4 protein-coding genes are annotated in these 4,128 nt (G+C 42.9%); all 4 read left to right on the top strand.

From position 1 onward, the window contains the following. Positions 1-68: 68 nt before the first annotated feature. Positions 69-389 carry a hypothetical protein gene (locus ABZB17_RS21035; RefSeq protein WP_163321763.1) on the top strand — a complete coding sequence of 107 codons (321 nt, stop codon included), beginning with the start codon at positions 69-71 and terminating at the stop codon, positions 387-389. Continuing rightward, positions 364-1,521 carry a conjugative transposon protein TraM gene (gene traM, locus ABZB17_RS21040; protein WP_163321762.1) on the top strand — a complete coding sequence of 386 codons (1,158 nt, stop codon included), beginning with the start codon at positions 364-366 and terminating at the stop codon, positions 1,519-1,521. Before ABZB17_RS21035 ends, traM begins: the two co-directional genes overlap by 26 nt. Before the next feature lie 5 nt (positions 1,522-1,526). Continuing rightward, positions 1,527-2,327: a DUF4138 domain-containing protein gene (locus ABZB17_RS21045; RefSeq protein ID WP_372653343.1), complete on the top strand. Its 801-nt coding sequence runs from the start codon at positions 1,527-1,529 to the stop codon at positions 2,325-2,327. A 36-nt stretch (positions 2,328-2,363) separates the two neighbouring features. Then, a partial coding sequence (locus tag ABZB17_RS21050) for a type IV secretory system conjugative DNA transfer family protein (protein WP_372653345.1) occupies positions 2,364-4,128 on the top strand: 1,765 nt, incomplete at its 3' end.

Below are 4,128 nucleotides of genomic sequence, written 5' to 3' on the forward strand. Positions count from 1 at the left end.
GCATCCGAAGAAAATCATTCTAACAGCCCAATGGCTGAGATACACATTAACGACAATACATTAAAAATATGACAGCAAATAATTTGAAAGATGTCAGTCGTTTTACCCGCTGGGTAAACGAACTGGACGATAAAGACAAATCACTGGATCCCTTAAAACGAAAAAGCAAATGGATATTGATCACCGCTTTTTTGTTTGCCCTGTTTGCTATCTCCTTTATCTGGATCCCATCCGGAAAAGTAAAATCCAGGAAGGTAGATGCACCACTGGCCGGACCGCTGACCAGTGCTCCAACAAGCACAGGCCGTTCAGCTTTTGAATTGCCTGTGGATTCATTTGAAAACCAATTAAAAACATATATCAATGAAGGAACTTCTGATAAAAAATAAGGCCCTGTTTTTACTTCCGCTGGTTCTGATTCCTTTTGTAATTCTGATCTTTTGGGTGTTGGGTGGCGGCACGGAGGCCGAAACGGTAAAAGAAACGCAACCAAATACATCTGGTATTGGTGCTAACTATGATCTCCCGGAAGCGGAAAAGTCCATTAAGATCTATGACAAGATGGAAGCCTATCAGAAAGATGATCAGCAGGTGGCGGAAATCGCTGAGGTTGATGTAAATGATACAACTCAGTTAGATGAGCTGAGCGTTCAGGATACAATAGCTCGTGAGAATACGCTACTTGATCCAAATGCTGATCAGGGACAAATTCTTGCCCATATCCGAAATAAAGAAAAGCAGGTGCAGCAGGAATTAAAAGGGGAGCCAATAGTTCGAAACAGTGGAAAAACTGCATCTCCGCAATCCCAAAGTAATCCAAAGGAAACGGTAGTGAAAAAGCAGGCGGAAACAAAGAAAGCAGTAACGACGACCTCGCCAACAACGGGTATTGAAGAACTGGATGAAATCATCGATAAAAACGTCCTGCTCAGTCGTAAAAACGATTCTCTAAATTTTTATCTGCAACAGGCACAGGAGAGATTGCAACAGATTGAGGCCATTCAAAACCTGTCCTTTACCCTGGAGAAAAAACAATCATCAGGATTCAAAAGGGAAGAGCCAATAAATACTCCGCATATAAAAGCTGAGATCTACGAAACAACAACGGTGCTCAACGGCAACCGGGTAAAACTACGCTTGCTGGAAGACACCCGGATCAATGGACAGTCGATACCTAAAAACAGCTTTATCTACGGAGTTTGCCAGATCAAAAATGAACGGCTGCTGATTGAGATCACCCAATTACCCGTTGAAAATTCTTTTGTCCCGGTAAAACTCACGATCTGTGATCTGGATGGACTGGAAGGTTTGTATGTGCCGGATAATGCCGCACGCAAAGTCTACCAGGAGGTGGGGGCTTCTACCAATACTTCTTCTCTGATGGGTGTCACCAACAATCCGCTGACCTATACCGGTATTCGCGCTGCCGACAGAGCTGCTCAGACCATGCTTAAACGGGTACGTCTCAAAAAAGTAACCGTCAAAAAGAACACACTGGTTTATATCATTAATCAAAAATAAACGTCATGAAACAAACAATATTTATTATCGCATTCTTTCTTTTTTCACTGGCAGTAAATGCTCAAAATCAAATAGAGATCTGCCAAAACAAAACCACTCACCTGATCGCCGAAGAAAAAATTACCTATCTGCAGGTGGGGGATCCGGACAAGTTGATTGCTGAAGTGGTACCTGAGCAACCCAATATGGTGCGGGTAAAAGCTGTGGATGATTTTGAAGGCGAATCGTCCCTGACAGTGGTCAGTGCCAACCGTTCCTATTCCCTGTTTGTAAGGTATTCTGATGGCAATAAGATCTCTTATAAGCTGGAAGAATTTCATGGAGAGAAGGCCGGGGATCTAAATATTGGTCCGGTCCCGGAATACCTGTTAAAAGAATTTTGCATCCAGATTCTGAATGACGGCACCCAAAAACCGGTTCGCTTAAGAACTAAAAAGGACGGTATTATTTTTCGTCTGAAGAATCTTTACCTGAAACAGGACCTGCTGTTCTTTGAACTCGAAATTACTAACTCCACAAATATTGTATTGGATATGGAAGCCATTCACTGGTGGATAGATGACAAAAAGCGGGTAAAAGCCATCAATGTTCAGGAATACCAGGTGGAAGAACTCTACAGGCATTACAATTGGGAGCGCATCCCCGCAAAAACTACGCTCCGGGAGGTTGTAGTATTACCCAAGTTTATCGTTCCCGATAAACGCATCCTAAAAATCGAACTGCTGGAAAAAGCATTGGGAAACACCGGACGCAAACTAACGCTTGAAGTGAAAAACAAAGCCATCCTAAAAGCCCAATCATTCTAATATTCAACTATTGTAATACTCTAATATTCCAGAAGAATGTTAAACGAATCCCGCGAATTACAACGCCTGCACGAGGGCTTCAGGTTCTTTTCTTACCTGATCCTCTTTCTAACCTTGTACATCGACCAGTTGGTTTGGTTCAGGGAACAGGGGCTTTATATCCCTGAATTTTCAATGGTTTTGGAAAAGATATTCCAGATAGAGTTTCTTGCCAACACGCTTTGGGCAAAGACAGTCTGCATCGCTTTTCTGGCCATTACTTGTATTGGGACCAAAGCTAAGAAAGACCGGGATCTGAAAGTATCTGCAATCGTTTTACAGGTACTCACCGGCCTTCTGATGTATTGGGGAAGTCTGCTGATTATCGTTACCGTTCCCTTGGCCTACCTGCTGTTGTCTTTCTTTGGATTTGTGCTGCTGAATATTGGATTTGACAATATCTCCAAGCTGATTAATGTGAACCTGATGAAAGATCGTTTTAATCTCGAAAATGAAAGTTTTCCGCAGGAACAGGCCTATGAAGAGAATGAGTATTCCATCAACCTGGAAACCATTTATCAATACCGGAACAAGCAGCATGAAGGCTGGATCAATGTGATCAATCCTTTCCGGGGAACCATTGTAATTGGAACACCGGGATCGGGAAAATCCTACTCCGTAGTCCTTCCATTTATCAAACAGCACCTGGAAAAGGGATTTTGCATGTGTGTGTATGATTTTAAGTTTCCGGATCTGTCAGGAGTCGCTTACAATCATTTTCTGAAGGCCAGAAAGCAAAATAAGCTCCCGAAACAATCGCGCTTTTATGTCATCAATTTTGATGATATCAGAAGATCGTATCGCTGTAATCCGCTGGCACCGGAATTGATGGAAAGTCCCATCGATGCTTTCGAGTCTTCCAGAACGGTGCTTTATAATCTGAACCGGGAGTGGATCCGCAAACAAGGAGAATTCTTCTCCGAATCGGCAGTCACCTTTTTTGCTGCGGTAATCTGGTTCTTGAAAAAGTATAAAGACGGGGAGTATTGTACACTTCCTCATGCCATTGAATTGCTGCAACTGGAATACGACGATCTGTTTGAAGTGCTTTCACAGGAAAAGGATGTGGTGAATATTATCAATCCTTTTATCAATGCACACAAACGTGGAGCCAATGAACAACTGGAAGGACAGCTGGGAAGCCTGAAGATTGCCATCTCCAAAATCATTAGTAAAGAAATCTACTGGATTTGTTCAGGTAATGATTTTTCACTGGATATTAATAATCCCGAACATCCGAAGGTGGTCTGTCTGGCCAATAATCCATTGCGCATAGAAATGTACGGGGCAGTGTTATCGCTGTTTATTACCCGGATGCTGAAAGTGATCAACCGAAAAGACCAGCAAAAAACTTCATTGATTTTTGATGAGCTGCCAACCATTTATTTTCGGGGACTGGATACCCTGATTGCCACAGCACGAAGCAATAAAATTTCAACGCTGCTGGGAATACAAACCATTGATCAGTTGATCCGTGATTATGGGAAGGAACAGGCCAATGCTATTTTGACCAACATTGGAAATGCTTTTGCCGGACAATCGGTGGGAGAAACAGCCCGGTTTATTCAGAGCCGTATGGGGAAGATCCTGCAGGAGCGCCAATCCATTAATATTAACCGAAATACCCAATCATCTACCTTCTCAACTCAAATGGATTTTCTGGTACCCGAAGGAAAGATAGCTACGCTACCACAAGGTTATATGGTGGGACAGGTGGCCGATAATTTTGGTCAGCAGGTTGGTCAGCGCAATTTTAACTGCC

The sequence above is a fragment of the Draconibacterium sp. genome (assembly GCF_041583095.1).
In the GTDB taxonomy this organism is placed as follows: domain Bacteria; phylum Bacteroidota; class Bacteroidia; order Bacteroidales; family Prolixibacteraceae; genus Draconibacterium.